General features: G+C 57.5%; 17 protein-coding genes and 4 pseudogenes. 19 read left to right on the top strand and 2 right to left on the bottom strand.

The window, feature by feature from the left end:
* Positions 1 to 3 precede the first annotated feature (3 nt).
* From L9059_RS00740 to L9059_RS30790, 15 genes and pseudogenes are all read left to right on the top strand, one after another.
* Positions 4 to 669, top strand: coding sequence for a GntR family transcriptional regulator (locus tag L9059_RS00740; RefSeq protein ID WP_247285797.1), 666 nt, complete (start codon positions 4 to 6; stop codon positions 667 to 669).
* A gap of 15 nt (positions 670 to 684) precedes the next feature.
* The gene (locus L9059_RS00745; RefSeq protein WP_247285798.1) at positions 685 to 1,536 is read left to right on the top strand and encodes an urea carboxylase-associated family protein; all 852 of its coding nucleotides are present in this window, start codon (positions 685 to 687) and stop codon (positions 1,534 to 1,536) included.
* A gap of 85 nt (positions 1,537 to 1,621) precedes the next feature.
* Entirely contained in the window at positions 1,622 to 2,377 is a 756-nt protein-coding gene (locus tag L9059_RS00750) for a 5-oxoprolinase subunit PxpA (protein WP_247285800.1), read from the top strand.
* The gene (locus L9059_RS00755) at positions 2,374 to 3,084 is read left to right on the top strand and encodes a 5-oxoprolinase subunit B family protein (protein ID WP_159897469.1); all 711 of its coding nucleotides are present in this window, start codon (positions 2,374 to 2,376) and stop codon (positions 3,082 to 3,084) included. The genes L9059_RS00750 and L9059_RS00755 overlap by 4 nt, the downstream gene beginning before the upstream one ends.
* The gene (locus tag L9059_RS00760; RefSeq protein WP_159897468.1) at positions 3,081 to 3,998 is read left to right on the top strand and encodes a 5-oxoprolinase subunit C family protein; all 918 of its coding nucleotides are present in this window, start codon (positions 3,081 to 3,083) and stop codon (positions 3,996 to 3,998) included. Before L9059_RS00755 ends, L9059_RS00760 begins: the two co-directional genes overlap by 4 nt.
* A gap of 551 nt (positions 3,999 to 4,549) precedes the next feature.
* Positions 4,550 to 5,395: pseudogene (locus tag L9059_RS00765) on the top strand (aldehyde dehydrogenase family protein); the annotation flags it as partial.
* A 193-nt stretch (positions 5,396 to 5,588) separates the two neighbouring features.
* Positions 5,589 to 6,221, top strand: a complete 633-nt coding sequence (acuR, locus tag L9059_RS00770) for an acrylate utilization transcriptional regulator AcuR (protein WP_247285802.1) — start codon at positions 5,589 to 5,591, stop codon at positions 6,219 to 6,221.
* Positions 6,222 to 6,267: 46 nt separating this feature from the next.
* Positions 6,268 to 7,251, top strand: coding sequence for an acrylyl-CoA reductase (NADPH) (gene acuI, locus L9059_RS00775; RefSeq protein WP_247286812.1), 984 nt, complete (start codon positions 6,268 to 6,270; stop codon positions 7,249 to 7,251).
* Positions 7,252 to 7,414: 163 nt separating this feature from the next.
* The gene (locus L9059_RS00780; RefSeq protein ID WP_247285804.1) at positions 7,415 to 8,035 is read left to right on the top strand and encodes a tyrosine-type recombinase/integrase; all 621 of its coding nucleotides are present in this window, start codon (positions 7,415 to 7,417) and stop codon (positions 8,033 to 8,035) included.
* A gap of 286 nt (positions 8,036 to 8,321) precedes the next feature.
* A complete protein-coding gene (locus L9059_RS00785; RefSeq protein WP_247285806.1) occupies positions 8,322 to 9,641 on the top strand; it encodes a flavin-containing monooxygenase in 1,320 nt (439 codons plus the stop codon).
* Positions 9,642 to 9,710: 69 nt separating this feature from the next.
* Complete coding sequence (locus tag L9059_RS00790; protein WP_247285815.1) at positions 9,711 to 10,121, top strand: RidA family protein; 411 nt, start codon at positions 9,711 to 9,713, stop codon at positions 10,119 to 10,121.
* A gap of 139 nt (positions 10,122 to 10,260) precedes the next feature.
* Complete coding sequence (locus L9059_RS00795) at positions 10,261 to 10,935, top strand: DUF1028 domain-containing protein (protein WP_247285817.1); 675 nt, start codon at positions 10,261 to 10,263, stop codon at positions 10,933 to 10,935.
* A 50-nt stretch (positions 10,936 to 10,985) separates the two neighbouring features.
* A complete protein-coding gene (gene argE / locus L9059_RS00800; RefSeq protein WP_247285819.1) occupies positions 10,986 to 12,143 on the top strand; it encodes an acetylornithine deacetylase in 1,158 nt (385 codons plus the stop codon).
* A gap of 566 nt (positions 12,144 to 12,709) precedes the next feature.
* Positions 12,710 to 13,093: pseudogene (locus L9059_RS30785) on the top strand (methyl-accepting chemotaxis protein); the annotation flags it as partial.
* Positions 13,094 to 13,474: 381 nt separating this feature from the next.
* Positions 13,475 to 13,969, top strand: a pseudogene (locus L9059_RS30790) (methyl-accepting chemotaxis protein); the annotation flags it as partial.
* A 153-nt stretch (positions 13,970 to 14,122) separates the two neighbouring features.
* Here the strand turns inward: L9059_RS30790 and L9059_RS00810 are convergent.
* Positions 14,123 to 15,061 carry a LysR substrate-binding domain-containing protein gene (locus L9059_RS00810; RefSeq protein ID WP_247285823.1) on the bottom strand — a complete coding sequence of 313 codons (939 nt, stop codon included), beginning with the start codon at positions 15,059 to 15,061 and terminating at the stop codon, positions 14,123 to 14,125.
* A 413-nt stretch (positions 15,062 to 15,474) separates the two neighbouring features.
* Here L9059_RS00810 and L9059_RS00815 point away from each other — a divergent pair, with 413 nt between their 5' ends.
* The 4 genes and pseudogenes from L9059_RS00815 to L9059_RS00830 all read left to right on the top strand — a co-directional run bounded on the left by L9059_RS00815 (position 15,475) and on the right by L9059_RS00830 (position 21,181).
* The gene (locus tag L9059_RS00815; RefSeq protein ID WP_247285824.1) at positions 15,475 to 16,965 is read left to right on the top strand and encodes an aldehyde dehydrogenase; all 1,491 of its coding nucleotides are present in this window, start codon (positions 15,475 to 15,477) and stop codon (positions 16,963 to 16,965) included.
* 41 nt (positions 16,966 to 17,006) lie between these two features.
* Positions 17,007 to 18,431, top strand: coding sequence for an APC family permease (locus tag L9059_RS00820; RefSeq protein ID WP_247285826.1), 1,425 nt, complete (start codon positions 17,007 to 17,009; stop codon positions 18,429 to 18,431).
* A 52-nt stretch (positions 18,432 to 18,483) separates the two neighbouring features.
* Positions 18,484 to 19,866 carry an aspartate aminotransferase family protein gene (locus tag L9059_RS00825; RefSeq protein WP_247285828.1) on the top strand — a complete coding sequence of 461 codons (1,383 nt, stop codon included), beginning with the start codon at positions 18,484 to 18,486 and terminating at the stop codon, positions 19,864 to 19,866.
* Between the two features lie 335 nt (positions 19,867 to 20,201).
* A pseudogene (locus tag L9059_RS00830) lies at positions 20,202 to 21,181 on the top strand (transposase).
* 502 nt (positions 21,182 to 21,683) lie between these two features.
* Here the strand turns inward: L9059_RS00830 and L9059_RS00835 are convergent.
* On the bottom strand, positions 21,684 to 22,052 hold the full coding sequence (locus tag L9059_RS00835; RefSeq protein WP_247285830.1) for a histone-like nucleoid-structuring protein, MvaT/MvaU family: 369 nt from the start codon (positions 22,050 to 22,052) through the stop codon (positions 21,684 to 21,686).
* Positions 22,053 to 22,539 lie beyond the last annotated feature (487 nt).

Below are 22,539 nucleotides of genomic sequence, written 5' to 3' on the forward strand. Positions count from 1 at the left end.
ATAGTGAGTCAAACCAAGGAAAAAAGTCTGCCGCTGACGGACCAGGTCGCCATCGAACTGCGCAAAGACATCATCGGCGGACGCCTGTTACCGGGCATGCCACTGGTAGAAAGCGATCTGGTCAAAGCCTACAGCGCCTCGCGTAATACGGTCCGCGAGGCGCTGCACCAGCTAGGCCGCGAAGGCCTGACTCGCTACGTGCGTAACAAAGGCGTGATGGTGCGCCAGCTGGGCATCGACGAAGTGCGCGATATCTTCAAGGTCCGCCGCACCCTCGAATTGCAGGCGATCGCAGCGAGCAAGCCGCTGCGCGAATACCAGTCCGACCTGATGCTCGAGGCTATCGAGGCGGCGCAACTGGCCCGGGAGCGCGAGAACTGGCAAGCCTTCGGTACCCACAGCCTGCGTTTTCACCAACATATCGTTGGCCTGCTACGCAGTCCGCTGTTCGACGAATTCTTCACCAATGTCACGGCCCAAATGCGCCTGGTGTTTGCCAACGCCCCCAGCGAGGAAACCTTCCAGAAACCCTGGCTCGAGCGTGACCGGCATATCCACGACCTGCTGGGTGACGGCCGCAAGAAAGAAGCCGAGGAAGCCATGAGCAGCTACCTCAACGATTCCGAGCTCGTGCTGCTAGACATTCTAAGCAGCTTTCCAAAACACTGATAAAGAGAACTCTCCATGCACAAAGACTATCCAGCGGCCTACCAAGTCAGCAAAGGCGCCGCATTGCAGGTCGACAAAGCCTTCTATGACCGCGTGCGCGAATCCAAGGAAAGTCGCACCCTGGTCGAGCAATTCGAGGTACCGATCCGCACCGGCCGTGCGTGGAAAGTGCCGGCCGGTCATGTTTTTCGCGTGACCACCCCTGTCGGCCCCCAGGTCGGCGACTTCAACGTGTGGAGTGCCAACGACCCCCGCGAACGCATGTGGGCAGCCCGTACCCGCCAGTTGCAGGGCGCTCACGTCACCACTTACGACCGGCTGTGGTCGAACCTACCCTTTCTACGACCGATGGTTACCATCACTGATGACAGCCTGGCCGACTTCGGCATCGACGAACATGGCGGTCGCCTGCACGACTTGCTGGGCACCCGCTGCGACCCCTACGTGAACAAGATGCTCACCGGCGAAGACTTTCATCACCATTGCCATTCCAATCTGACCCGCGCCGTGTTGCCCCACGGCTTGACCGAGTTCGATGTGCATGACGTGCTGAATATTTTCCAGTGCACCGGCCTCAATCACGACGACATGTACTTCATGAAGGCCTGCCCGGCGAAACAAGGTGATTACCTAGAGTTCTTCGCTGAAATCGATCTACTGTGCGCCCTCTCTACTTGCCCGGGCGGTGACCTGTCCCTGCCGATGTGGGGCCCGGACGCAGAAGATCCGCTCAAAGTCTGCCGGCCGCTGGGCGTGGAAATCTACCGCCTCGACGAGTCGCTGTTGGACGGTTGGAAACAGCCCGAGCGCGCCTCCTATAACGGCAATCATGGCCTGCTTATACCCAAAGCCGAGTGGGAAAAGTAACGACAGGGTAAATCGACACCCGGGCGCTCTCCCGTCCCGGGTGTTTCGCAGCCTGGCTACACAGCTTAAGCAGGAGTCACCGACCATGAACACACCACTACTACTGAACTGCGATATCGGGGAAAGCTTCGGGGCCTGGACAATGGGCTGCGACGTTGAGGTTATGCCCTATATCGATTGCGCCAATATCGCCTGCGGCTTCCATGCTTCCGACCCGGCCACTATGCGTAAGACCGTGGCCCTGGCCCTGGCCAGCGACGTACGCATCGGCGCTCACCCGGCCTATCCGGACCTGGTCGGCTTCGGTCGCCGCTCCATGAGCTGCTCGCCGCAAGAGATCGAAGATCTGTTGCTCTATCAGATTGGCGCACTGGAGGGTATATGCCGCGCGCAAGGCGGTCGAGTGCAATACGTCAAGCCACATGGTGCGCTCTACAACGACATGATGCGCGACCCCAAGTTACTACGAGCGGTAGTCAAGGCGGTGGCCGCTTATGGGGGAGAGTTGCGGCTAATGCTCATGGCTACGCGAGATAACGCTTCTGCCCTAGCCCTTGCCGACGAGTTTGACGTGCCGCTGTGGTTCGAAGCCTTCGCCGACCGGGCCTATGATCCGACTGGCCACCTGGTTTCACGCAGCTTGCCTGGGGCCGTGCACCGTGACAGCGAAACCGTGGTCGGCCAGGCTCTAGCCTTGGCTCGCGGCGAAAGCCTGGTCACCAGTGACGGCAGCCTTCTGCAGCTTCAGGTCGACACCCTCTGCGTACATGGAGATAACGCTGGCTCGATTGCCGCTGTGAAGCGCATTCGCCAGGCCCTCAAGGAGCCGCAGACGGTATGAAGATCCGAATCGAAATCGTCGCCGTCGACTGCCTGATGGTGCGGTTGTTTGATGTCATTGACGAAACCAACATGCCCTGGATGCTCGCCGCGATCCGGCGTCTGCGCGAATGCTTCGGTCAGGGACTGATTGACCTAGTGCCGTCCTACACCACGCTGATGGTCCATTACGACCTACGCCAACTGCTCGCGAGCGACGCGCGGGCTTTGATCGCTCAGGCTCTCGACGATTTGCAGCCTGATGCCGGCGGTAGCGGCAGTGGTCGCACTCATCGCCTGGCGGTATGGTACGACCCCAGCGTCGGCCCGGAACTGAAGCTGCTGGCATCCCGCTGCGGGCGTTCCATTAACGAAGTCATCGAGCGCCACAGTGCCCACGAGTATCAGGTGTTTGCACTCGGCTTCGCACCAGGTTTCGCCTTTATGGGCCAGGTAGAGGAAATACTCGCCAGCCCGCGCCTGAGCACCCCGCGCAAGCGTGTGGCAGCCGGCAGCGTCGGCATTGCCGAACGTCAGACCGCCGCTTACCCCCAAGTCTCGCCCGGTGGCTGGAACCTGATAGGGCGCACGCCGGTACGGCTGTTTGACCGCGCCCTGAACGGCTACAGCCTTCTGCAACCGGGCGACCGGGTGCGTTTCGAAGCGGTCAGCCATGACGAATTTATCCGTCTCGGCGGCGACGACACACCACTGGAGGCGAATGCATGAGTGGCCTGTTGGTAGAACGCAGCACCACCCTGATCCAGCTGCAAGACAGCGGCCGCTTCGGGACTCGCCAGCTTGGCGTGACCCAGGGCGGCGCCACCGACTGGATTTCCATGTTCTGGGCCAACTGGCTGCTGGGCAATCCATTGGGAGCGGCGGTGATCGAGATCACCCTCGGCGGCCTCAGTCTGATTGCCCAGCAGGATGCCTGCCTGGCCCTTGCCGGCGCCGACCTCGGCGCCACCCTCGACGGCCAGCCGATACAGCCCTGGCGCAGTTTTCTCGTGCGCCGTGATCAGCGCCTCGTATTCAGACAGCCGATCCAGGGCGCGCGGGCCTACCTAGCGGCCCCAGGTGGTTTCGATGCGACGCCAACTATGGGCAGCAAGTCCACTGTCTGCCGTGAAGGCCTGGGCGGCCTTCACGGCTCGGGTCAGGCGTTGGCGATAGGCGATCGACTCCGCTGGTCCAACACGTCCCCGGCGCCAAGGGAGCTAGAAGCTAATAGGATCCCCGATCTGAGCCCGGCCAAACCCCTGGAAACCGTGCTGGGTGCACAGATCGCCGACTTCGCTGGACAGAGCCTGTTCGATGCCTTCAACAGCCCCTGGCAAGTTGACTCAAGGGCCGACCGCATGGGCGTGCGCCTGCTTGGCCCGACCCTGCGCTACCAGGGAAAGGCACTGATCTCCGAAGGTATTCCCCTGGGTGCTATCCAGATACCGCCGGATGGCCAGCCGATCGTTCTGCTCAACGACCGCCAAACCATCGGTGGCTACCCCCGATTGGGCGCCCTGACCCCACGTTCGCTGGCTCGCCTAGCGCAGTGTGTGCCAGGTACCAGGCTGCGCTTATCGCCAATCCTTCAGGAGTGCGCCCAAGAACAGCATATGCGCGTATTAGCCCTATGGAATTAGCGCGGCGACATACCCCAGAATGGGGGTGATAGAGCGTTAGCTGCCTGTCCCTTATGGGTTATACAGCCCATTAGAGGCATCCAGCTTCAGCGATATGGCCACTCACGCAGGGCTGGATTACGCGCTTTATCCGCGATGTAGCTGTGTTTTAATCGGTGTTAGCTTGTTTTCCCTTTCTTCCATGTGTCTAGAGGGGGGAACCGTCGCTGAGTTTGTGGACAGATATTACCGTCCCTTTTCTCATCTTTGAGGTGGAAACTGGCCCATGCTTCTAAGGGGGCATGGGCCAGCCGTCGCTTCAGGGGTTGGCGGACAGGTTCTGTATCCGCCTAGGAAGACCGGATGGGATCTTCATGGAGTACAGCTGGCGTCTGATCGTTCACTTGCAGTGCAATCGGGATACCCTGTTTATCGCAACCGAGATCACTCTCGCTCTTGGCCACCATGTAATGGTCTACTGATCCAGGCGAATTCTGGCATTAACCCAGGAGAGCTCGCCTGAATTTGGACTCGACACTTTGAGTCATGCTGCCGTTGAATCTTGCTCCTGAGATGAGCGCGTAATGGCGGTTAGCTTTGTCGGCTCGACGCCAATTACCGAGTACATCTACAAAGCCACCAACGCCAAGCGCTGCCAGGCACTGGGCGGCGCCAAAAACCACGCCATCGTGATGCCCGATGCCGATATGGATAACGTGGTTAATCAGCTGCTCGGTGCCGCGTTTGGTTCCTCCGGCGAGCGCTGCATGGCGTTGTCGGTGGTCGTGGGTGATGCCGCTGCCGATGCGCTGGTGGAGAAAGTGCAAAAAGCCATGCAGTCACTGAAGGTCGGCGCCTTCTCGGAAAAGAGCAACGACTTCGGTCCCGTGATCACCAAAGCGCACCAGCAAAAGGTGGTGGGTTATATCAACAGTGCCGAAGAGCAGGGCGCCACTATCGTGGTCGACGGCCGCCACCCCAAGGTAGCCGGTTATGAAAACGGCTTCTTCGTCGGCGGCACGCTGATCGATAACGTCAACGCGGAAATGCTCAGCTACAAGGAGGAGATTTTTGGCCCGGTACTGCAAGTAGTGCGGGTTAACAGCATGCAGGAAGCCATGGACCTGATCGATGCCCATGAGTATGGCAACGGCACCTGCATCTTCACCCGCGATGGCGAAGCAGCGCGTTACTTCTCGGACAACATCAAAGTCGGCATGGTCGGTATTAACGTACCGTTACCGGTGCCGGTGGCCTATCACAGCTTCGGCGGCTGGAAACGCTCGTTGTTCGGTGACTTGCATGCTTACGGTCCCGATGGCGTGCGCTTTTACACCAAGCGTAAAACCGTTACCCAGCGCTGGCCTTCGGCCGGTGTGCGTGAAGGCGCCGAGTTCTCCATGCCGACCATGAAGTGAAGGCGCACCGCTGACGCTTTGTTAGAAGTCGGCTGCACCTCCTGAGCATGGAGGTGCAGCCTTTTTGCAAATTGGCTAGTTATGCAGCGTCTTCAACGCGCTATCCCGCTATACAAGCCGCACAGGTATGCGTTGGTAATGGCAATGAGTGTTGTGTGTTGACATTAAATACGATCGGTCTAATATATCGACCATGACTATTACTAAGCCGCAAGTCCGTCGAGGCCGCCCGCCAAACGTTGCCCGTGAGCACGCTGACACACGCGAGGCACTACTGCGTTGTGGGATGGAGGTACTGACCGAGCAAGGTTTTGCAGCAACCGGCATCGACGCGGTCCTCAAGCGGGTCAGTGTTCCCAAGGGCTCTTTCTATCACTACTTCGACAGTAAGGAAGCCTTCGGGCAGGCGGTCTTGCGCCGTTATGCCGATTACTTTGCCCGCAAGCTGGATCGCTGGTTGCTGGATACTACGGAGCTGCCCCTCCAGCGCCTGCGAAACTTTGTTGAGGACGCCAAGTCCGGAATGATCAAGTACCAGTTCCGTCGGGGCTGCCTAGTCGGCAATCTTGGTCAGGAAATCGTTGTCTTACCCGAGAGCTTCCGCAATGAGTTGGAGGACGTACTGCTCGATTGGCAAAAGCGTTTAACTATCTGTTTGCGCCAAGCGGTCAATCAGGGGCAGATAGACGCAGATAGTGACTGCGAAGCCCTGGCGGCCTTTTTTTGGATCGGCTGGGAAGGTGCGGTTTTACGCGCCAGGCTGGTACAGGATGTGCGGCCACTGGATGTATTCACTAATGGATTTCTCACAGGTATTACGCGGTGATTTTCTTCGCCATTTAATAGACGATCGGTCTAAATTGGAGCTGGCAATGTTTAAGGCAATTCTTGTTGATAAAGACGCAGATGTTTACCAAGCAAAATTGACAGAACTGGATGATGCGCAACTTCCAAATGGGGATGTCACCGTTCGTGTGGCCTACAGCACTCTGAACTACAAAGATGGACTGGCTATTAGTGGCAGTAGCCCGGTAGTTCGTAAATTTCCAATGATTCCCGGTATTGATCTGGCCGGAACCGTTGAAACCAGCAATCACTCTGCATACAAAGCGGGTGATCGGGTTCTGCTCAATGGATGGGGCGTGGGCGAGGGGCATTGGGGCGGGTTGGCACAGAAGGCCCGGCTCAATGGCGACTGGCTGATCCCCTTGCCTGAACCATTAAGTGCGCGTCAGGCCATGGCGATCGGAACCGCAGGTTATACCGCAATGCTCTGCCTGATCGCGTTGGAGCGCCACGGCCTGACTCCAGCGTGCGGTGAAGTTTTGGTAACGGGTGCCAATGGTGGGGTAGGCAGCTTCGCCATCGCGTTGTTGGCACGTAAAGGTTATTCCGTGATCGCTGCCACTGGCCGACCTGAGGAAGCCGATTACCTGAAACGCCTGGGTGCAACGACCATCATTGATCGTGCCGAGCTGTCCAGTCCGGGGCGTGCACTGGCAAAGGAGCGCTGGGCTGCGGCGATAGACTCAGTCGGTAGCTATACCCTCGCCAACGTGTGTGCGGGCACTCGCGCAGACGGTCTGGTTGCAGCATGCGGCCTTGCTCAAGGCATGGATTTTCCGTCAACGGTAGCGCCTTTTATTCTGCGCGGCGTAAGCCTGCTAGGTATCAACAGCGTGACTCGCCCTTACAAAGAGCGTGTGGAAGCCTGGGAGCGCCTTTGCATCGGGCTGGATCTGGCACAACTGGATGAAATTACCCGGGAGATCGGCCTGAGCGAGTCCATACCGGTTGCCCATGAATTGCTCGACGGTAAGATCCGGGGTCGTGTAGTGGTGGATGTGAATAGGTAAACAGCAGAACACCAACCTGCAGGCTGAAGTGGACTCTGGTGTTTAAGGGGCTGCAACAGGCTGCTTCGGATCGTTTTCTGCCTGACGCAACTGGCTGCTATGGCCGTTAGCGACCGGTGCTCTGGCTAGCCATGCTTGTTCTCCCTCATGAGGAGGACTTGCCATGAAAATCATTGATGCCTGCAGCCGTCAGCCTTGGAACAAAGGAAAGTTGGTCGGACAGAAAACCCCGCTCCGACTGAGAGATATCTGGGCCATCCGAGTAAGGCTTCAAATTGCAGAAAGAACCCGAGATCTGGCTCTCTTCGATCTGGCCATCGACAGCAAGCTTCGAGCCTGCGACTTAACCAAACTGCGTGTGCGTGACATTGCCCATGGTGAGCACGTGTCATCACGAGCCATGGTGATGCAGCAGAAAACGCAGCGACCAGTGCAGTTCGAGATCACTGAACAAACACGGTCTGCTCTCGCGGCTTGGATACATCAAGCCCAGCTCCGCAGCGAGGACTGCCTTTTCCCGAGCCGGCTGCATACCTCAGACCATCTATCCACTCGTCAATACGCTCGTATCGTCAAAGGCTGGGTGAAAGCCATTGGCCTTGATCCAGCAATGTATGGCACTCACACAATGAGGCGAACAAAGGCATCACTGATCTATCGCAGGACGAAGAACCTACGGGCGGTTCAGCTGCTGCTCGGCCATACGAAGCTGGAGAGCACCGTTCGATATCTGGGGATTGAGGTCGATGACGCCCTGGAGATGGCGGAACAGACCGAGGCTTGAATGTATAGCGACGGTCGAAGTCAGGCCGTCGCTAACCGGCCAGAAGCAGTCACTTAATGCGTCTACGAAAGTAGGGTCGATTCATCGTGAGAAAAAACATCAAAAAATCATATCGGTTACAGATGCTTTGCTGGCGCGCCGTTTGTCTCTGCCCAGTTTTTACCTAGCCAACGGCTACAAAAATCATAATTTCGCTATGACCTGATGCGTGAGCAAAATGCGGCCAGTATTACTCCACGCACACATGCAGCGTGGGGTATCACGAGCAACGTCAGAGGAAATAACAGTGACCGATCTGAACCAACCCGCCTTGCAGAAGTGCACAGACATGACAGTAGAAAAAATACAAATAGACACCCTGGTTGTCGGTGCTGGTCAGGCCGGTGTGGCCATGAGCGAGCACCTGAGTAGTCTCGGAGTTCCTCACCTTGTGCTTGAGCGTAACCGAATCGCTGAAAAATGGCGTACCGGCCGCTGGGATTCGCTGGTCGCCAATGGCCCAGCCTGGCACGACTGCTTCCCTGGCCTTGAGTTCGATGATGTCGACCCAGATGCGTTCGCCCCGAAAGAGCGCGTGGCCGATTACTTCGAAGCCTATGCCAAGAAATTTAATATGCCGATTCGCACCGGCGTCGAAGTAAAAAGCGTAGAGCGCAATGCCGATCGCCCAGGCTTCATCATCACAACATCTGAGGGGTTGATCGAAGCCAACCGTGTGGTGGCGGCCACCGGGCCTTTTCAGACCCCGGTTATTCCTCCGATCGCGCCTAAAGATCTGCGTATCGTACAGATGCACTCGGCAGACTATCGCAATCCGCAGCAGCTGCCCGAGGGCGCGGTGCTGGTCGTGGGTGCGGGCTCTTCCGGGGTGCAAATCGCTGATGAACTGCAGCGTGCCGGCAAGCAGGTTTACCTCTCGGTGGGCGCTCATGACCGTCCGCCACGTGCCTATCGTGGCCGTGACTTCTGCTGGTGGTTGGGGGTTCTAGGTCTCTGGGATGCGGAGATCGCCGAGCCGGGCAAAGAGCACGTGACCATTGCCGTGAGCGGCGCGCGTGGCGGCCATACCGTTGACTTCCGCGGCCTTGCCCATCAGGGCATGAAATTGGTTGGCCTGACCCAGTCGTTTAACGACGGCGTGGTGACCTTCCAGGCTAATCTGGCTGACAACCTGGCCCGCGGTGACCAGAACTACCTGTCGCTGTTGGATGCCGCTGATGCCTACATTGAGCGTAATGGCCTCGACCTGCCGCTCGAGCCTGAAGCGCGCAATGTCTATCCCGATCCAGAGTGTGTGACCAAGCCGATTCTGCAACTCGACCTGGCTGCCGCCGGCGTTACCTCGATCATCTGGGCAACCGGTTTTGCCGTCGATTACAGCTGGATGAAGGTCAACACCTTCGACGAGAAGGGCAAGCCTCAACATCAGCGCGGCGTTTCCAGCGAGTCGGGCATCTACTTTGTCGGTCTGCCATGGCTGTCGCGTCGCGGTTCCAGCTTCATCTGGGGCGTTTGGCACGATGCCAAGCATATTGCTGGGCATATCGCCACGCAGCGCAAATACCTCTCCTATCGCGATGCCACGCAGCGCCAATCAGCAGAGTGAGCGCAGCTTAGTGTTGCAGGCTCATGCCCTGACTTTTTGTTCAATAGCCAGAATAATGGAAGTAAGTCGATGCCTACCCATACCCGCATCCGCATGTTCAACACCAAAGAAACCTACCCCAACCAGAGTTTGGACAATGATCTGTGCCAAGCCGTGCGCGCCGGTAATACCGTGTATGTGCGTGGTCAGGTAGGTACCGACTTCGACGGCCAGTTGGTTGGCCTTGGCGACCCGCGCGCGCAGACCGAGCAGGCGATGAAAAACGTCAAGCAACTGCTCGAGGAAGCCGGCAGCGACCTCCGCCACATTGTCAAGACCACCACCTACCTGATCGACCCGCGCTACCGCGAGCCGGTGTACCAGGAAGTCGGAAAATGGTTGAAAGGGGTGTTCCCGATTTCCACCGGCTTGGTGGTCACCGCCCTCGGTCAGCCGCAGTGGTTGATGGAGATCGATGTGATCGCGGTCATTCCTGACTGACAGATATTGCGCGCGACCACGCTGGGTTGAGTGCTGCAAGGAAGATGCTGGTTTGCTGCTGCAACCGCAGCGTTCCCTATTAGTCCTCGTCCTGTCTGGGATTCGCCCATAACGCTTTGAGCTTTTTCAAGGAGCAAACATGACATTCTCCATCGTTGGCCACTGTGCCGAAACCGGCCAGTTGGGTATTGCCATCAGCTCCTCGAGCATTGCTGTGGGCGCCCGCTGCCCTTGGCTGCGTGCCGGGGTCGGTGCGGTAGCGACTCAGAACATCACCTTGCCGGCGCTTGGCCCGCAGATCCTCGACCTGCTGGATGCTGATCAGGAGCCGAGCGCGGCTCTGGACCGTGCGCTGAGCAGCAATGGTTGGAGCCAGTACCGCCAGGTCGCAGTGGTCGACAGTAAAGGCCGCACTGCCGTGTTTACCGGTAGCGAAGCCTTGGGCACGCACAATGCGTTGGCGGGTGAGCATTGCGTCGCCGCCGGCAACCTTTTGGCCGGACCAGAGGTCATTGAAGCCATGGTCGCGGCTTTCGAGCAAGCCGAAGGCTGTTTGTCCGAGCGTCTGTTAGCGGCCATGCACGCTGCCATGGCCGCGGGTGGCGAGGCAGGGCCGGTGCATTCGGCGGCGCTCTCGGTGGTTGGTGAGCTGATCTGGCCGATTGTCGACCTGCGTGTGGACTGGGTTGACGAAGACCCCATCGGTCGACTCGACCAGCTCTGGCAGGCTTATCGTCCGCAGATGCAGGACTACCTGACCCGCGCTCTTAACCCGACATCCGCCCCTAGCTACGGTGTACCCGGCGACGAGTAACGCGCAGCGCTACTCAACTGCTCTGTTGTTTTATTCAAAAGGAACTACTCATGCTTTCTAGCCGTGATCTGCTGGCCAAGTTGGTTGCTTTCAACACGGTTAGCCGCGAGTCCAATCTGGCCCTGATCGAGTTTATCCACGACTACCTCAACGATTTGGGGGTGGCGAGTGAACTGGATTACAACGTCGAACGGAGCAAGGCCAACCTGTTTGCCACAATCGGCCCGACCGATCGTGGCGGGGTGGTGTTGTCCGGCCACACTGATGTGGTGCCGGTGGCTGGGCAGGCCTGGGCGGTCGAGCCGTTCCAGCTGACTGAGCATGACGGCAAGCTTTACGGTCGCGGCACGGCCGACATGAAAGGCTATATCGCCTGCGTGCTGGCGGCCGTGCCGGGCTTTCTCGCCCAGCCGCTGCGGGTGCCGGTGCACCTGGCCTTTTCCTATGACGAGGAGGTTGGCTGCCTGGGCGTGCGCTCGCTGTTGAGTGCGCTCGAGAGTCGGCCGAATAAGCCCATCGCCTGCATTATTGGCGAACCGACGGAACTCAAGCCGGTGCTCGGCCACAAGGGCAAGCTAGCCATGCGTTGCCAGGTACAGGGCGCCGCCTGCCACTCGGCCTACGCGCCGCTGGGGGTTAATGCCATCGAGTACGCCGCGCGCTTGATTGGCAAACTAGGCGAGATTGGCGAGCAACTGGCCCAGCCGGAGTTGCACGACCAACGTTTCGATCCGCCGTACTCCACCGTGCAAACCGGAGTGATACAGGGGGGCAGGGCGCTGAATATTGTCCCGGCCGAGTGCCAGTTCGACTTCGAAATCCGTGCGCTGCCGGACTTCGATGCGCAGCAGGTGGTCAATCAGCTGGCCGGCTATGCCGAAAGCCAATTGTTGCCGTCGATGCGCCAGCGCAGCGACGCCAGCGCTATTGCCTTCCAGCCGTTGTCGGCCTACCCAGGCCTGGCTACCGACCCGCAAAGTGAGGTGGCCGAACTGTTGGCGCTGATCAGCGGCAGCCGTGAATTCGGCACCGTCGCCTTCGGCACTGAGGGCGGCCTGTTCAACCAGTCGGGCATCCCTACCGTAGTTTGCGGGCCGGGCAGTATGGAGCAAGGGCACAAGCCTGATGAGTTCGTCAGCCAGGAACAGTTGGATGGTTGTGATGCGATGCTCGTGCGATTAATGGAGTGGTTGCAGCGCGGTTTTTGAATCACCTTTTGCCCACCATCCGCTGCACGGCCGGTTGGTGGGATTTTTTTAGGTTCACGCTTAATTTTCCGGCTGTCAGTGCTCCTGAGCAAGCGCACATTGGCCATGAGCGCACACAACTCTTTCCCACTGCTGATTAAAGATAGATCAGCGCTCCCCCATCATTGAATGGAATCTCAGACATGCCGCTGCTGCGCAACGCAAGCCTGAAAAGTAAGCTGCTCATGGCATTTACACTGGTTAACCTGATTAGTATTGGCACCTTTATCAGTTATGCACAGTACGTAAAAAGCTTGGATATTCGTGAGCAAATGGATAACCGTCTGCGTGCTGCAGCCCATGCCTTACCTCGGTTGCTCGGCAACGACTACCTGGAACGAGCCAGGACGAGTGGCGGCCTGATGCCGGGCGAGTACATGAAAAGGGTCGGCGAGCTTGGTGAGTATGCCGCTGAAGTCGGGTTGAAATTTGCCTACACCTTGATGATCGAAAGCGATGGCAAGGTGTTCTTTATCTCCGATGGGGCCAGCGTGGAGGATATTGCAGGCGGCAATTTTGCTAAGCACATGGAGTATTACCAAGATGCCAACCCTGCTGTAGGCACTGCAGCGCGTACAGGGAAATTACAGTTTGCTGAATACACTGACAGCTACGGCAGTTTTCGATCGATCTTCCTGCCGCTGACTACTGAGAGTGGTCAGCTTTACGTGGTCGCCGCAGACATTGCCCTTGATAGCCTCCAGCAAGCGATCGACGCTAGTCTGCATAGTTTGTTGCTTATCGGTCTGACAACGCTGGCTATTGGTTTGGTGCTTTCCTGGCTGGCCGCACTGATTTTGGTGAGTACAGTGCGCCAGCTTACCGATCAGCTTAACCATATCTCCGACAGCCGAGATCTCACCTACCCGGTTAAGGTAATCAGCGGTGATGAGCTGGGGCGCATGGGGCAGCGCCTTGCCGGGCTACTAAAAGATTTGTGGCAGACGCTGGCCAGTGCTTTGCAAATGGCTAACAGCAATCAGCAACTGGCGAACACCTTCCAACAGTGTGCCAGCGACATTACTCGGCAAATTCAGCAGGCTGCTTGCCAGCTGGCGGATGTAGATCAGCATGGCCAGATGATTCAACAGGCTGCCGAACAATCCTCTAACTTAGCTGGCGCGGTGCGCGATAATCTAAAATTGGCCGGTGTCGAATTAAGCGAAGCCCACGGTGAAATGCAGCGGCTGATTGGTGATGTGCACGGCAGTGCTTTGGTTAACGTTGAGCTGGCCGCCGACCTGGATCAATTAAGTCGCGATGCCGGGCAGATTAGCCAAGTTCTACAGATGATTACGGCTATTTCTGAGCAGACTAATTTGCTGGCGCTGAATGCGGCGATCGAAGCTGCCCGTGCAGGTGAGGCAGGGCGTGGTTTTGCTGTGGTCGCCGACGAAGTGCGCAAGCTGGCAGGGCAAACGCAGGGTGTGTTGAGCAACGCACACCAAGTGATTGATAAGGTCATCGACGCTATACGGCATATTTCCCAGCGTATGAGCAATACGGCGGAAGGGTCACGGCAACTCGCAGGGGGAGCTGACGATACGCTGGCGGCCCTTGATGCTCTCCAGCTGCAAATGAATCAGGTGCGCAGTACGGTGGATCAAGCGCTGCTGAGCAGCGAGGACATTCAACACTCGGTAGCAGATATGTCGGGCCGACTAGGCGGCATGCGTGAGGTCTTCGAGCGCACGCACAAGGATGTGGATGCGATAAATCGCTCTGCGGCCGATTTAGGTGATACAGCGCTGGCGCTAAAGAATGGTCTGCAGGTGTTTCGCACTTAGCGAGTTGTTAAACCATTAGCGCAAGCTAGGCAAGGTGAAACCGGCCAATTAAGTGGTGCAGCTCACGAGGTGTAAGTCATGGTCTACCTTTTGGGGCGTGGCGAATGGCGCGTTTCAAAACAGTTGACTGAATGCGAGGTTTTTAAGTGGCTGTTAATTTGACTCGACAGTCGACTTTTGGTTGGTCGTGGCAGCTCCCAACTGTTCCTTGCAGTAGTCAACGAACATCTGCGCCGGCTTGGTCAGGTGTGCGCGTTTGAGCCAGGCGGAGACCAGACCCGAGGTCATCACCTGCTCGGCGATCTCCACCGGCACTACCTTTCTACCGTCGTAGGTGCATTCGGAGTGTGGCCGGGTGACCAGCAGGGAGAAACCGAAACCCTGGCCGACCATGCCGCGCACCATCTCGATCGACGGCGAGCTGAAGACAATGTTCGGCGTCAGCCCAAGCTCTTCGAACAGGCTGACGAAGTAGGTGCGACTCGGCTGCACATCGAGCAGGATCATCGGTTCTAGGCACAGGTCGCGCAACGAGACTTGGGCCTGCTTGGTGAACCTGTGGCCCTCGGGTAGCAGGGCATAGGGCTTTTGCGGCGGCATCAGCGGTTCGGTTGCGATGGTGTTGTCGAGATCGTGTTCGTAGAGAAACGCCAGGTCGAAGCTGCCCGCCGTGAGGCCTTGCACCAGTTCCTGCTGTTCGCCGTCGCGCAGGCGGATCTCCACACCGGGATAGAGCGCGGTGAAGCCCGCGATCAGGCGGGGTAGGTACAGCGGGGCGACTGTTTCAAAGCAGCCGATGTCGATTTGCCCCGCCACGATGTCGTTATCGGCCAGGGCGTTCTGTTCAAACTCATGGGCCATGCGCAGCAGTTCTTGTGCCTTGCGATAGAAGCGCGCGCCGCTCGGAGTGAGCGATACGCCCTGTGCGTGGTGACGAATCAGCAGTTGCACGCCGAAGTTATCTTCCAGCCCCTTGATTGCGGTGGAGATCGACGGTTGAGCGATATACAGTTTGCGTGAGGCCTCGGCAACGCTGCCGGACTCCACGGTGGTCACGAAGTATTTGAGCTGACGTAAGGTATAGATGGCCACGCAAACCTCTTCTGGGCTGATGCTGCCCACAGCTGGGCAGAGCGATTAAACAGCTAATAGCGATGCTGGCTGTCCACGATGGTTGTGTATAGGCCAACTTTTGGAAGCGCCCGGCTGTACCTGCGTCACTGAGGGGCAGTGTTGCTGTTCGCCAGCTTAGCCGGCAAACACGCTTTGCCTTGCGGTTATCAGTCGCTCAGCGCTTCTGCCAAGGCTGTCCAGCAGTCAGCAGCCGCTTATTACGGGTTGCTCACCATACCCTAGCTACACCAGAGGGCAGTGCCGCGCTTGCCTCGCTTTTTTATATAGGCGAAACATATTTTTAATAATTTTCCTCTGTCGAGCGATGTCGCACCATCACCCTCAATTCAATAAAAGAATCACCACCCTGGTGGTCGATGAGGGAGTGCAGCGTGTTAGATCTCAGCTATTGGCAACAGCGGGCCGCCCGCCAAGTGTTTATCGACAAGGCGCTGATTGGCGGCAGGCAGGTTGCTGCAGCATCAGGCATGACCTTCGATTCGATTAATCCGGCAACCAATCAACTGCTGGCCAAGGTAAGCGCCTGTGGCGAGGCCGAGGTTGATCTGGCTGTGCAGAGCGCCCGCCAGGCTTTCGAGCAGGGCCCTTGGGCACGGATGGCACCGGGCGAGCGCAAGAAAATTCTGCTGCGCTTGGCCGAGCTGATGATGCAACACCGCGAGGAGTTGGCGCTGCTCGACTCCTTGAACATGGGCAAACCAGTGATGGATGCCTGGAACATCGACGTGCCTGGCGCCGCTCATGTGTTCGCTTGGTACGCGGAAAGCCTCGATAAGCTCTACGACCAAGTGGCCCCTACCGCACAAAACGTGCTGGCTACCATTACCCGCGTGCCACTCGGCGTTGTAGCTGCTGTGGTGCCGTGGAACTTCCCCCTCGATATGGCCGCCTGGAAGCTGGCGCCGGCGCTGGCGTCGGGTAACAGCGTGGTGCTCAAGCCTGCTGAGCAATCGCCGTTCTCCGCCTTACGTCTGGCTGAACTGGCGCTGGAAGCAGGCGTGCCGGAAGGCGTGCTGAACGTGCTACCAGGCCTCGGTGAAAGCGCCGGTAAAGCCCTGGGCTTACACCCGGATGTCGACTGCCTGGTGTTCACCGGCTCGACCCAGGTGGGCAAGTACTTCATGCAGTACGCGGCACAATCCAACCTCAAGCAGGTGTGGCTGGAGTGCGGCGGCAAGAGCCCGAGTTTGGTCTTCGATGATTGCCAAGACTTGGACCTGGCCGCCGAAAAAGCCGCCTTCGCGATTTTCTTCAACCAGGGCGAAGTCTGCTCCGCCAACTCGCGCTTGCTGGTGCAGCGTTCGATCCACGACGAGTTCGTTGAACGTTTGCGCGAAAAAGCTAAACAGTGGCAGCCGGGCGATCCACTTGATTCTAACAGCCGTGCCGGTGCCCTAGTCGATGGGCGGCAGACGGCAGGGGTGATGGACTTTATCGCCGGCGCCAGCGCCGAGGGCGCGAAGCTGGTGTGCGGCGGTGAACGCCTAACGATCAATGGCTCGAATAACTTTGTACAGCCCACGCTGTTTACCGGAGTAAGCGCAGACATGCGTTTGTCCCGCGAAGAGGTGTTCGGTCCAGTGCTGGCGATCAGCGCTTTCGACGACGAAGACCAGGCGGTAGCCCTCGCCAACGACAGCATCTACGGCCTGGCTGCTTCGCTGTGGAGCGATGACCTCAACCGCGCCCACCGCGTCGCCCGCCGCCTTAATGCCGGCACGGTGTCGGTCAATACAGTGGACGCCCTGGATGTGACGGTACCCTTCGGCGGCGGTAAACAGTCCGGTTTTGGCCGCGACCTGTCACTGCATTCATTCGATAAGTACACCCAGCTGAAAACCACCTGGTTTCAGCTGCGTTAAGCCAGACGTGCATCCCTACAACTACAAAAAAGGATGAAGCAATGACGCAAAATACAAGTGTTGGGCTTACCAGCGCGCTGCCGCAAGCGCGCGCCAAAATCCCTCGTAAGGCGCTCGGCCTTGGTTCCCTGCTGGCCGTTGCCATCGGCCTGGTGGTGTCGCAAGGAGTCATGGTGCTGATGTTGCAGGGGGCCGGCATTGCCGGACTGGGCTTTATCATCCCGCTGGGCTTGGCATATCTGCTGGCCCTGAGTTACGCCTTCTCGTTTTCCGAGCTGGCATTGATGATCCCGCGGGCTGGTAGCCTGAGTAGCTATACCGAAGTCGCGATTGGTCAGTTCCCGGCGATTCTTGCGACCTTTTCCGGTTACATAGTGGTGGCCATGTTCGCCCTGTCGGCCGAGTTGCTGCTGCTCGATCTGATCATTGAAAAAGTCTACCCGCATGCCTTGCCGTCGATGACGGTGGCCTTCGGTGTGCTGGGCCTGTTCACCGTGCTCAACCTGTTCAATATCGACATCTTCGCCCGCTTGCAGTCGGTATTGGCGGTGGTGATGGTGGTGGTGTTGCTGCTGCTTGGTTTTAGTGCTGTCGGCCATGAAAACGCTGCGCCTTTGACTAGCCTTGGTCTGAGTTTGGAGGGTTTTAACCCGATGGGCTTCGGTGTGCTTGCATTGACCGCACTGGCAATCTGGGGCTTCGTCGGTGCTGAGTTTGTCTGCCCGCTAGTGGAAGAGTCGCGTCGTCCGGAGCGTAATATTCCGCTCTCGATGATCATCGGCGTGAGCGTGATCTTCTTCACCATCAGCCTTTACTGCTTGGGCGCACTGCTAATGGTGCCGCAGGAAGAACTTGCCAGTAACGGCTTGCCGCACTACCTGTTCGCCACCGCGGTATTCGGTGAGACGGGGCAGCTGCTATTGGTGACCGCCGCTATCACCGCCACCTGCAGCACCCTCAACACTTCGTTGGCAGCTATTCCGCGTATGCTCAGCGGCATGGCGCAGAACGGCCAGGCGTTCCCTTGCTTCAAACGCCTTAGCAAAAGCACTGGCGCGCCTTGGGTGGCAGTATTATTCGTTGCTGCCATCACCGGCCTGCCGATCCTGCTGATGGGCGTCGACTCGATCAACCTGCTGTTGATCGCCGCTGCGCTGGCTTGGCTGCTGGCCTACATCATTGTCCACGTCGATGTGATCGTGCTGCGCATGCGCTATCCGAACTTGGCTCGGCCTTTCCGCACCCCGTTCTATCCACTGCCGCAGCTGTTTGGCATCGTTGGTATGTTCTACGCAATGTGGCATGCCTCACCTTCGCCGGAACTGACCGTGCAGATATTCACTAGTGCCGGTGTAGTGCTGGGCATCATTTCGTTGATTGCGGTGTTGTGGATCAAGCTGGTGATGCGCAAGCCGCTGTTCACCCCCGAACCCATTGAAAATGCTTTGAACCCGAACAACGATTAACAGGCCGCTTGCGGTCGAAGAGTGAGGCCCCTGAGTGGGCAGGAGAGCTGTAATGAATGCGCTAAACAAAAAAATCCGAGAAACCCGTGACTATCAGGCTCTGGATGCTGCTCACCACATCCATGGTTTCGTCGACCAGAAGGCGCTGAACGCCGAAGGGCCGCGTGTGATGGTTAAAGGCGATCGTCTGAACCTTTGGGATAACGACGGTAATCGCTACCTCGATGGTATGTCAGGTCTGTGGTGCACCGCCCTCGGCTACGGCCGCAAAGACCTCGCAGCTGCTGCAACTCAGCAGCTGGAGCAACTGCCTTACTACAACATGTTCTTCCACACCACACACCCGGCAGTGGTGGAGTTGTCCGAGTTACTGTTTAGCCTGTTGCCTGGCCACTACAGCCACGCCATCTACACCAACTCGGGTTCCGAGGCCAACGAGGTGCTGATCCGCACTGTACGGCGCTACTGGCAGATTCTCGGCAAGCCAGAGAAGAAAGTGATGATCGGCCGTTGGAATGGTTACCACGGCTCGACCCTGGCCAGTACTGCGCTGGGTGGTATGAAGTTCATGCACGAAATGGGCGGCATGATCCCGGACATCGAACACATTGATGAGCCGTACTGGTTCGCCTACGGTGGCGACTTAACTCCTGCTGAATTCGGCCTGCGTGCTGCCCGTCAGTTGGAGGAGAAGATTCTCGAACTGGGTGCCGACAAGGTCGCCGGTTTTATCGCCGAGCCGTTCCAGGGTGCTGGAGGCATGATCTTTCCGCCAGAAAGCTACTGGCCGGAAATTCAGCGCATCTGCCGCAAGTACGACGTGCTGCTGTGCGCCGACGAAGTCATCGGTGGTTTCGGCCGTACCGGCGAGTGGTTCGCCCATGAGTACTTCGGCTTTGAACCGGACACCCTGTCGATCGCCAAGGGGTTGACCTCGGGTTACATTCCCATGGGCGGTCTGGTGCTGTCCAAGCGCATTGCCCAGATATTGGTTGAGCAGGGCGGGGTGTTTGCCCACGGTTTGACCTATTCCGGTCACCCGGTGGCCGCAGCCGTGGCGCTGGCCAATATCAAGGCACTGCGCGACGAGGGCATTGTCGGTCAGGTGAAGAACGATACCGGCCCGTACCTGCAGCAATGCCTGCGTCAGGTGTTCGGTGACCATCCGCTAGTCGGCGATATCCAAGGCACCGGCCTGGTTGCCGCGCTTCAGTTCGCCGAAGATAAGATCAGCCGCAAGCGCTTCGCCAATGAGAACGATATCGCCTGGCGCTGCCGCACCATCGGTTTCGAAGAAGGTGTAATTATCCGCTCAACCCTGGGCCGGATGATCATGGCACCGGCGCTCATCGCTAACCGCAGCGAGCTGGACGAGTTGGTAGAGAAGACCAAGCGTGCAGTGGATAGAACGGCCAAGGAAATCGGTCTGCTCTGACTGATCTAGGTACGGAGCGTGCGGATAAACCGCGCGCCCGTGCCAGCGCTCTCTTAATAGTCATAGATGTTGCGGGCTTAAATGTCTGCATGCAGGTTTCATGCGGTCTGATTTTAAGTGTTCGCTACGGCGGCGAAGTGTCCATCAGATTAGGTGTTGTCTTGCAATGCTAACCTGAGATATCCCTATGAGTAATAATGATAAAAAGCTACTGAATTATCCTTAGTTTTTTAGACACTGCGACTGTCCGCTATTGGCCGATTCTGTTGAAAAAGTAGCTCCCCTGTTTGACCTGCGGCAAAATTGCTTCATTGGCCGGCGGGGGATCACAGAGCATGATGGGACAGTTATCGAGTGGGCAGGAGCGGCTGTTTTACTCGTTCAACCTTGAAGATCACATCCCAGCCAATCATCTTCTGCGCAGCATTGATCAGTGTCTCGATCTGAGTGACCTGCGCCATTACCTCGCCGATTTCTATAGCCCTATCGGGCGTCCGTCGATTGATCCTGAACTGATGATCCGCATGCTGATCGTGGGCTATTGCTACGGCATTCGCTCAGAGCGGCGGCTGTGCGAAGAGGCCCATTTGAACCTGGCGTATCGCTGGTTCTGCCGGTTAAGCCTTGAAGATGAAGTCCCCAACCACTCGACCTTTTCCAAAAATAGACACGGCCGTTTTCGGGACAGCGATCTGTTTCGCTGGTTGTTCAATGAAGTGCTGCGTCGTTGCATGGACGCAGGCTTGGTCAAAGGTGAAGGCTTTGCCGTGGACGCCAGCATCATCAAGGCGGATGCGAGTCGGCAGCGCGGCGTACCGGGTGATGAACAGATCAACTGGAGCGATCCGGCCCTGAGCACTCGCGCCGTGCGTGAGTACCTTGAAGGCCTCGATGAGGAGGCTTTGGCCGAAACGCTACCGAAACGCCTGTCGCTGACGGATCCTCAGGCCCGCTGGACGGCTGCTCCAGGCGGCCCTGCTTTCTACGCTTACTCCACGAATTATCTGATCGATACCGAGCACGGCGTGATCATGGATGCCCGAACACTTCGATTCGCAAGATCGCTCGCAGCGTCCATGAAGCCGCTCGCGATGTGGCTCGGCGCATTGCAGCAACGCCGGGATATCAGCGCTCTCGCCACGAACGTAAAAAGGTCGAAATGTTGTTTGCCCACCTCAAGCGCATCCTGAAATTGGATCGCCTGCGGCTACGTGGCATGAGTGGCGCGACGGATGAGTTCACGCTGGCCGCTGCGGTACAGAACCTGCGACGGCTGGCCAAATTTTCATCTCAAGGGCCACCAGTCACGGGATAGGTGCGCCTGCACCAAGCAAAAAACCTCAAATTAACCCAATAGCAGAGCAGCAAAGGTCACCGAAGGGCCGAAAAACCACTCAATGTGGTGAGTAGGTTCTCCGGTGGTGGTCGTGCCTGAGTTCAGGCCATTTGAAAATCCGACTTTTTCAACAGAATCGGCCGTTATCTGCCGGTTATGTCCACGCAGCATGTTGGTCAAATCCGACGCAAATGATTGGTCAGGTCGAATGCAAATAGGTCGGTAAGTCTGTGCAATTACCCAGGCGCTCATACGCATTTTGAGCCGCACGCCTTCTGCTTTTCATGTCTAAGTGTGGGATGCGAACGGCGGATCTTGAGCGCATGCTATGCGGATGAAGGAATGGTGATGGGCTAATTCGTTGTTCCGGGAAATCCCGGCAATGAATTCGGTCATCACCATAATTGATTAAAAAGGGGGCAAGAAAAAGCCAGCGTAAGCTGGCTTTATACGGCGTTCAAATGTCAGGCATATCGGAAAATTACACCAACCAGCCTTCTACCGTGTCCGAACCGTGCTCGGATTTCCACGCCCTGAGTTCTTTGTGATTACCCCCTTTAGTCTCGATGATGGCACCGGTATGAGGGTTCTTGTAGGTTTTGATCTTGCGTTCTGCCCGAGGGGCTTTAGCACTGGCCGACGCCTTACCTGGATTTTGCGAAAGGCGTTGTGGGTCCAGGAGTGCGATGACGTCACGCAGAGACTTGCCATAAGTAGCCAGGAGCTCTTTCAGCTTGGTTTCAAATTCGATCTCTTGCTGCAGCTTCGGGTCACCCTTCAGGGCTTCCAGGCGCGACTGAAGCTGCTTGATGGATTCTTCAGTCGAACGATATTCGTTAACGATGCTCATGTAGTTCCCCATGTGGTCAATAGTGTCTCTATTTCAACTGATATTCGCGTGCCGGCTCGGCAACTACAAACCCAGAACTTGAGACTGCCGAATGGTTCGGCGGTCTAGATGCTCGTAGAGTAACAACGATGACAAATATTCCAAAACCGTTTTGAGGGGTTGGAATTCATTCCAATTACGACCTACTGCTGGCTTCCGACCCTATCAAGCCGCTATTGAGCCGCTGAACCAATGACTATGAGCGATCGCTGAAACATTTCCTGTCCGCTCTGAGCGAGCTCAAGTCGAGCGTTGCCTGCGATCTACGAGTTGTGTTGCTTGTCTATAGTTCGCGGGGCACCGCACCGGTCCGCGGAAATTATCATTCCCCCAAAGAAGGTGAAGATGATTTCTTGAAGATGCGATTGGACGGTAGTGGAGGAGGGCGAAGAGGGGCGGCAAAGCTGTCACGGCGCCCGCCATCGCGCTCCTATTGTCATTTGCTTGC

Origin of the sequence: Pseudomonas violetae, assembly GCF_023072615.1 — a bacterium.
GTDB classification, from domain to species: Bacteria; Pseudomonadota; Gammaproteobacteria; order Pseudomonadales; family Pseudomonadaceae; genus Aquipseudomonas; species Aquipseudomonas violetae.

Bases quoted from the DNA above. Each gene is read 5' to 3' on its own strand.
- L9059_RS00820 (WP_247285826.1), top strand. From the start codon at position 17,007: ATGACGCAAAATACAAGTGTTGGGCTTACCAGCGCGCTGCCGCAAGCG.
- L9059_RS00760 (WP_159897468.1), top strand. From the start codon at position 3,081: ATGAGTGGCCTGTTGGTAGAACGCAGCACCACCCTGATCCAGCTGCAA.
- L9059_RS00835 (WP_247285830.1), bottom strand. From the start codon at position 22,052: ATGAGCATCGTTAACGAATATCGTTCGACTGAAGAATCCATCAAGCAG.
- acuI (WP_247286812.1), top strand. From the start codon at position 6,268: ATGTTTAAGGCAATTCTTGTTGATAAAGACGCAGATGTTTACCAAGCA.
- L9059_RS00750 (WP_247285800.1), top strand. From the start codon at position 1,622: ATGAACACACCACTACTACTGAACTGCGATATCGGGGAAAGCTTCGGG.
- L9059_RS00780 (WP_247285804.1), top strand. From the start codon at position 7,415: ATGAAAATCATTGATGCCTGCAGCCGTCAGCCTTGGAACAAAGGAAAG.
- acuR (WP_247285802.1), top strand. From the start codon at position 5,589: ATGACTATTACTAAGCCGCAAGTCCGTCGAGGCCGCCCGCCAAACGTT.
- argE (WP_247285819.1), top strand. From the start codon at position 10,986: ATGCTTTCTAGCCGTGATCTGCTGGCCAAGTTGGTTGCTTTCAACACG.
- L9059_RS00825 (WP_247285828.1), top strand. From the start codon at position 18,484: ATGAATGCGCTAAACAAAAAAATCCGAGAAACCCGTGACTATCAGGCT.
- L9059_RS00790 (WP_247285815.1), top strand. From the start codon at position 9,711: ATGCCTACCCATACCCGCATCCGCATGTTCAACACCAAAGAAACCTAC.
- L9059_RS00795 (WP_247285817.1), top strand. From the start codon at position 10,261: ATGACATTCTCCATCGTTGGCCACTGTGCCGAAACCGGCCAGTTGGGT.
- L9059_RS00745 (WP_247285798.1), top strand. From the start codon at position 685: ATGCACAAAGACTATCCAGCGGCCTACCAAGTCAGCAAAGGCGCCGCA.
- L9059_RS00755 (WP_159897469.1), top strand. From the start codon at position 2,374: ATGAAGATCCGAATCGAAATCGTCGCCGTCGACTGCCTGATGGTGCGG.